The organism is uncultured Gimesia sp., from assembly GCF_963972345.1.
Classification (GTDB): Bacteria; Planctomycetota; Planctomycetia; order Planctomycetales; family Planctomycetaceae; genus Gimesia.
The window spans coordinates 22,341-28,878 of record NZ_CAXAVM010000087.1; the positions used below are offsets into that span (position 1 = coordinate 22,341).

General features: G+C 52.9%; 4 protein-coding genes and 1 pseudogene. 2 read left to right on the plus strand and 3 right to left on the minus strand.

Annotated elements, in window-relative coordinates:
- The first annotated feature begins 192 nt into the window (after window positions 1–192).
- Window positions 193–1,131: an SPFH domain-containing protein gene (locus AACZ40_RS15655; protein WP_339674950.1), complete on the plus strand. Its 939-nt coding sequence runs from the start codon at window positions 193–195 to the stop codon at window positions 1,129–1,131.
- A gap of 14 nt (window positions 1,132–1,145) precedes the next feature.
- On the opposite strand, the gene AACZ40_RS15660 is transcribed toward AACZ40_RS15655, so the two are convergent.
- Both AACZ40_RS15660 and AACZ40_RS15665 read right to left on the minus strand, forming a co-directional pair.
- Window positions 1,146–3,482: an aminotransferase class III-fold pyridoxal phosphate-dependent enzyme gene (locus AACZ40_RS15660; protein WP_291173229.1), complete on the minus strand. Its 2,337-nt coding sequence runs from the start codon at window positions 3,480–3,482 to the stop codon at window positions 1,146–1,148.
- Complete coding sequence (locus AACZ40_RS15665) at window positions 3,479–4,309, minus strand: aldolase/citrate lyase family protein (protein ID WP_291173231.1); 831 nt, start codon at window positions 4,307–4,309, stop codon at window positions 3,479–3,481. The genes AACZ40_RS15660 and AACZ40_RS15665 overlap by 4 nt, the downstream gene beginning before the upstream one ends.
- A gap of 197 nt (window positions 4,310–4,506) precedes the next feature.
- Between AACZ40_RS15665 and AACZ40_RS15670 the strand changes: the two genes are divergently transcribed.
- On the plus strand, window positions 4,507–5,208 hold the full coding sequence (locus tag AACZ40_RS15670) for an FCD domain-containing protein (RefSeq protein ID WP_291173234.1): 702 nt from the start codon (window positions 4,507–4,509) through the stop codon (window positions 5,206–5,208).
- A 278-nt stretch (window positions 5,209–5,486) separates the two neighbouring features.
- Here AACZ40_RS15670 and AACZ40_RS15675 read toward each other — a convergent pair.
- A pseudogene (locus tag AACZ40_RS15675) lies at window positions 5,487–6,538 on the minus strand (hypothetical protein); the annotation flags it as partial.

Genomic DNA, 6,538 nt, shown 5'->3' on the forward strand with positions numbered 1-6,538 from the left:
GATGAAAGATCTCCAGTTTTCAGTTGCTCGGGGACAAAGGCAGATGTCTCACAGCGCATGAGTTCTGGAACGCTGTCAGTAACAAATCCAAACTGTCTCTCGAGCAGAAAATAATATATTTTGATCCTGCTCTGGTCTGAGTCCGTTTACTGATTATCAAAGTAAGCGAGTCCAATCAATCGGGAGAATAAAATGGCTGACGAACGCATCTATCATCCAATGTCAGGATGGTTCCCGCTGACCGTCTGTCTGGCGGGTATGCTGGCAGCTGGTTTCATGTTTGTTTTTGGCGCTGTTTTAGAGAGCGGCCTGTTGATTCTGCTGGGAATCCTGGCGGGACCGGCCTGTCTGGTCGGTTTATTTGGCTGCATGGCGATCGCTCCGAATCAGGCGCGGGTCCTGTTGCTGTTCGGGGAATACAAAGGCTCGGTCATGCAGTCCGGCTTTTTCTGGGTCAATCCCTTTTACTCCAAGAAGAAAATATCCTTAAGGATCCGAAATTTTGAGACCGGCTCGGTTTCGACCCCTGAGCAGAAAGACCAGGCGGGAAATATCATCCAGCGCAAAACCAGGTCGGGAGGGCGGCCTTCCAAGGTAAACGACCGGGATGGAAATCCTATTGATATTTCAGCTGTTGTCGTCTGGCGGGTCGTGAATACTGCGGAAGCGATGTTTGAAGTGGATGACTATGAGGATTTTGTGTCGGTTCAAAGTGAGGCGGCGTTACGGAATCTGGCCAGTCGTCATCCTTATGACAGTGAAGATCATGAACTCTCATTGAGAGGCAATACCCAGGATATCTGTGATCAACTGATGGTGGATATTCAGGAACGTCTGGATAAGGCTGGGGTGGAAGTCATTGAGGCCCGTATCAGTCATCTGGCTTATGCACAGGAAATTGCTGCCGCGATGTTACAGCGGCAGCAGGCGCAGGCCGTCGTAGCTGCCCGGACCAAAATCGTAGAGGGCGCTGTCGGTATGGTGGATATGGCGCTGCAACACCTGTCGGCGGGAAAGATTGTGGAACTGAATGATGACCGCCGCGCAGCACTGGTTTCCAACCTGCTGGTTGTCTTATGCAGTGACCGGCACACCCAGCCTGTGGTGAATACCGGTTCGTCAGACTCTTAAAGATTCAGACTCGATTAAGTTTTCGGGTTGGGAGTCAGGCGGGCAAACCCGGAGTGCCTGACTGGGGTTTTGAGCCGACTGGCAAGGTCGCCTGAAGACAGGGCCGAGGCCAGTTCAGCAAAGACCGGGTCGGCAGCGGAAAAGTAATTCTGGATGTGACGCTGCTGATGAGCGAGCGTGGGATAAAAGCCGCTCCCGGTCAGGAATCCTTTTTCCAGCATCCGAATTGTAAACAGCGTTCCCAGTTCGGCTGCCTGGGGATGGTCGAACTGATGATGCAGCAGGGCAGAGTGTCCGACGGCTTTGACTGGTAAGCCATGCTGTTTGCCCAGTTCCAGCCAGCCTGTGCGGAAGGCTTCGCCGATCCGGTGGATATGTTCGCGGACGTTGACAGTCTGCATTTTCTGAATGGTGGCCAGTGCCGCCGTCGAGCCCACGCCTTCGGTCCAGTAGGTGCTGGAAATGAACGAGGTTTCGGCGGCATCCATCACGGAGCGTCTGCCGATAATCGCGGCCACGGGATGTCCATTGCCCAGTGCTTTCGCGAAGACGGCGATGTCCGGCTCAATACCATAGTGCAGATGGGCGCCGCCCAGGGTCAGACGCCAGCCGGTTGTGATTTCATCAATGACGAAGACCGCGCCGCATTCATCACACAGTTCACGAACGGCTTCCAGAAAGCCGGGATCGGGATGAATGTAACGTGTCGGTTCCATGACGACTGCCGCCAGTTTTGAGCCCCGTTCCCTGATAATGCTTCTCAGCCCGTCAATGTCATTGTAGGTGAAGGGATGTGTCGTTTCAGACAGACCTGAGGGCACTCCCGCTGGATCCAGGCCGGGCAGAAGATGCTTGTCCAGCGAAGTTGCGGATTGGCTCGATTTCCGTGGCAGATTTGTGGCGAGGTACCAGTCGCTCCAGCCATGATAGCCGCACAAGGCGATTTCGTCGCGTCCCGTTTTCGCGCGGGCAATGCGGACCGCGATGGCCATCGATTCCCCACCGGTTCGACAGAAGCGGGCCTGGTCGGACCAGGGGTGCAGGCTGGTCAGCAGTGCGGCCAGTTCTACTTCTTCGGGTGAGTTGAGCGAGCTCATGGAGCCCAGCTGGACGCGTCGCACAACGGCATCGGTCACATCCGGATCACGATAACCAAGCAGGCAGGAGCCGATTCCCGAGGTCGCCAGATCGTGATAGGTTTTTCCATCGAGATCAATGACTTCACAGCCACTCGCTTCGCGATAGTAGGCGGGCCAGCAGTCGGGCGCAAACATTTCGGGTCGCTTACTCAGCAACTGGGTACCGCCGGGGATGAGCTGTTTGGCTCGTTTGTAGGTTTCCTGGGTAATATTTGTGGTTGAGTTCGTTTCAATTCCCAGCATGGCACGGGCGTTGTGACAGAAGATGCGTTCGACGTCCGCGTCATTCAGTCTTAGCGTGTGGCACGCCTGCTTGATCGCCAGCAGCGATTCAAGTCCCACGCGAACCGGTCTGGCGAAGGTCGTTGATTCCCAGTTTACATTCTCTTTGCCCAGCCAGAAGAAACCATCGCCAATGCTGACGCAGCGGCCAAAAATTTCACTGACAGAAAAATCAGTTCCAAACATCAGGCGGCTGGTTCCAAATTCGCGCAGGATTGCTTCAAATGGTTGAGACTCGCAGACAGCGGATGTATCGAAGAAGACGTTATCGAGTCCTCGAAGGGAAGCAATGCCTTCCGTAGTGTGATTTCCACAGAAACCCCGGGCAGCATGTGCGAGAATGAGTTTCGCGTTCGGGAATTGCAGACAGTGTTCACGGATGTAGGACTGGTTGACAGGATCTGCCATGGCCCGGGCACGGACCATGTGCAGCATTATCGCCAGGCTGTAACGGTTCGAGAGTTCCCAGACCCATTCCGGAATGTATTCCTGAGGCTCCGCTTCTAAAGTATTTTTTCGACTGGCGTAGACATGGTAGACTTTAAAGCCGCTGAACTTACCGGAGATGATCTGGGCTTCCACTTCTTCCGGCGAGTCTTCCGGTGTGACCAGCAGCAGTGCGCGACAGCCAGGCTGGTCCGATAGTTCACTCAGGATGAACTGATTGGCTGGCTTGCGGTCCAGGGTGGGTTTGGGAATGGCAAAAAACAGTCCGGCAGCAGGACGCAGCGAGCCCATCCAGAGTTCCAGGTTCTCGCAGTATTCCTTCCATCCTGAAAAGCCCTGTGGGTTTTCTGCAGAGGAGGGCAGGGCGGAAATCGCATCCTGGGGGCGGTAGAGGTGGGCGTGGGCATCAAAGCTGCCAGGGGGGACGAAGTCTTTGAGCTGGCTGGCAAACAGTTCCTGATCATCGGGTAAAAACTCAGTCATGATTTCTTTCCCTGCATATAGTGAGTGGCTGAATCTGTCAGTCGGTTATCGAAGGAAAAACCGATCTGGCTGAACTGCTGCTGCATCTGTTCGAGACCGTTTTTGACGAAGATAATGTCAGCCATGTGGTACAGCATTCGTGCGCCTTGCTGCAGCAGTTGCTGGGCGTGCTCCAGGTTGAAGGTGGGCATGCCCCAATGTTTTCCCTGGTTGGCGGCTGCGGTGGCAATCGTCTGAATGGCGGTCTGCATTTGCGGATGATTAAACTGACCGGGAAAACCTTGAAGAATCGAGAAGTCAGCGGGACCCAGCATCAGTGCATCGACGCCGGGAACAGCTGCGATTTCTTCTGCCTGATCGACGGCGGACTGCTCTTCCAATTGGATGGTGATGAAAGTGTTCTCATTCGCCTGTTGCACATAATCTGCAACAGGCATGGTGCAGTAAGGCATGTCCGCTCCGGAGCCATCAAAGCCTCGTTTTCCCAATGGGGCGAACTTGGCCCACTTCACGACTTCCGCAGCTTCCGCCGCATTGCTGCAACGCGGGTACATGATGCCTTGTGCTCCGGCTTCGAGCATGCGGCCGATTCGCATGTATTCGCCGTTGGCAGGGCGGGCCAGAATATCTGAAGCGCCAATGCGTGCCGCCCGCATGAGTTGTGTGGCGGTCTCCAGGCTGTAGGTGTGGTGCTCCATATCCATCCAGATGCCATCGAAGCCCATCAGGCTGGTGAGTTCGAACAGTGAGGCATCCAGCAGGTGAAGTTGAGTAATCAGTACTGGTTCGTCCTGGCTGAGCTTGTGTTTGATTCGGCTGGCTCTCATCAAATCTTTCCTGTTCCAGTATGTTGAGGCATGAATGTTTTACAGAATATTACGTTATTGTATGATAATAAAGACTGCAAGTGTTCTGTTAGAATTCTGAAAGAATGCTGTATTGTATTTAATGTCATGGTTTTGGCGTGGAATTTCTCTTTTGGAAATTGACAGTCCCGGATTAAAAGTATGATAATAAGTGCCTTATGGCGGAACCACTACAAAATTCGATGGCGACTGTTCTGGCGGAGAAAATCCGGCACAGGATTGTGGAAGAGCAGTTACCCGAAGGTCATGTTTTCATGACGGAAGGACAGCTGGCAGAGGAATACCAGGTTTCCCGACCTGTTGTGAGGGAAGCGGTCAGCCGTTTACGCGCCCTGGGGATTCTGGATGTCAGGCAACGGAAAGGGCTGGTGGTACAGCGTCCTGATCTGATGCAGTTGCTCTCCGACAGCATTCCTTTACTGTCTGTTTCCCGGCAGGAGCAGCGGGAACTGGGAATGTTACGTTATGTTCTGGAAATTGGTGCCATCGAACTGGCGGTCAAATATGCGACGGAGGATCAACTGGATCGACTCGATCAGATCGTCGCAGAGATGGAACAATATCTTGAGCGCGATGACTGGGAGCAGGAAGTCGAACTGGATCTGGCTTTCCATTCCCTGGTGCTGGAAATGACCAATTCCGTGTATGTAGCGGGGATGCAGCAGATTCTGGCGAAGTACTTTCAGAGTATTTCGGAGGTCGGTCAATCCGATTCCGGTCAGAAAACGCGGATTATCTGGGAGCATTCAGAACTGGCGGCAGCGATTCGCAGTCGCAATCTGGAGCATGCACGTGTCCTGATCCGGATGCAGTTTCAGAGCCTGGTCTCCGAGGGTGAGGGCAATAAAAAAGGGGCTTGAGTATAAACTCAAGCCCCACCGTTCAGGGACTAGTTGAATTACATACCTGAAAAAACTCAGGTGAATTAAGCCTACTTACATTCACATGTTGCCTGCTGTAAAGTGATTGTCGATTCAGGCCCGATATCTACTCATTAAAATCGAAGAAAAATGATTTTATCGTGAAATCGCGATCTTGAGGCGAATGCTGTGTCGAGGGAACAGGTAATTTTCCCCAGAGAGCCAGATTGTGCCCTCTGATACAAACATCGGGTGTTTGCAGCGGCGCAGGCTGTTTTTTAAGGTGCCGCTGCAGGGGATTGCGTGTTGATTACTGAATCCCAGGTTGTGCCGATGCGAAGTTCATCAAAGAGAAAATCGGCATTGCGGGCAGCATGCAGCCTGACCTGATCGTACACGGAGGAATCCCGGAAGGGTTCGGTGGTGCAGGTCCAGACGGGAGGTTCATGGCTGGGGATCGATTCTTCTGGTGCGAAGGCACGCATAAAAATCTGATCCAAAGCATTTTCACTGGCTACAATCTTGGCGACGAAGAAATAGGTCTGCTCGGATTGTAACGGGGGCGCGTTCTCGATGACTTGCATTCCCGCCTGCAGAGTCGAGAAATTGTGCGAACTCATGCCCAGCAAAATTTTTGTCTGGTGGTTCCCCGGAGTCGAAGTCTGCAGGGAAAGGTTTCCATATTGCTTATTAGTTCCTTTACCGGATTTCTGTTTCTGGATGTAGAAGCTTAAGTAGTAGATGGCGTCTTTGTTCAGGCGAACCGGCTTTTCCAAGGTGCGCCAGGCAGTATTCCCTTTTCTCAGTTCTACGAGACCCAGTTGATTTTCAGCGAGTTTCGTACCCGTCAGTGATTTCAGGGGCTGGCTGTCTCCCCGGGCGGGATCACCACCATTTAATTTATTCCGCCAGGGATTCTTCCAGCCGATTCCGGCATTTCTCCAGTCAGAAAAGCTTTCCGGATCGCTGATGACGGGGGGGTGAAAGCTGTCGTAAGCGCGGGTTTCTTCTCGAATCGCCTGCAGATTTTTGGGGTTGGTGGGGACTTCGCGTTTAAAATCTTCCGGATTGATCTGAATGTCATCAGCCCGGTTTTCTTTCAGGTGTTTTGCCTGCCCTTCCGTGATAATAATCGATTCGGTAAAGAGTTGATTGTCCTGGTTGGGATCCACACGGACGGACCCTTCGAAGACATGCAGATCAACTTCCCCATCGGCATCGATTTTGGCACCGTATTCCGTTCCAATATCGTGAAACGTCAACTGGGGGGTGACTAATGCAAATTCCGGAGCGGCTTCATAACCGTGCAGGACAACCTTGCCTGATGAAA

What these genes read in the sequence shown, in the direction of transcription:
- AACZ40_RS15655 (WP_339674950.1), top strand. Translation starts at nt 193, where the DNA reads ATGGCTGACGAACGCATCTATCATCCAATGTCAGGATGGTTCCCGCTG.
- AACZ40_RS15660 (WP_291173229.1), bottom strand. Translation starts at nt 3,482, where the DNA reads ATGACTGAGTTTTTACCCGATGATCAGGAACTGTTTGCCAGCCAGCTC.
- AACZ40_RS15665 (WP_291173231.1), bottom strand. Translation starts at nt 4,309, where the DNA reads ATGAGAGCCAGCCGAATCAAACACAAGCTCAGCCAGGACGAACCAGTA.
- AACZ40_RS15670 (WP_291173234.1), top strand. Translation starts at nt 4,507, where the DNA reads ATGGCGGAACCACTACAAAATTCGATGGCGACTGTTCTGGCGGAGAAA.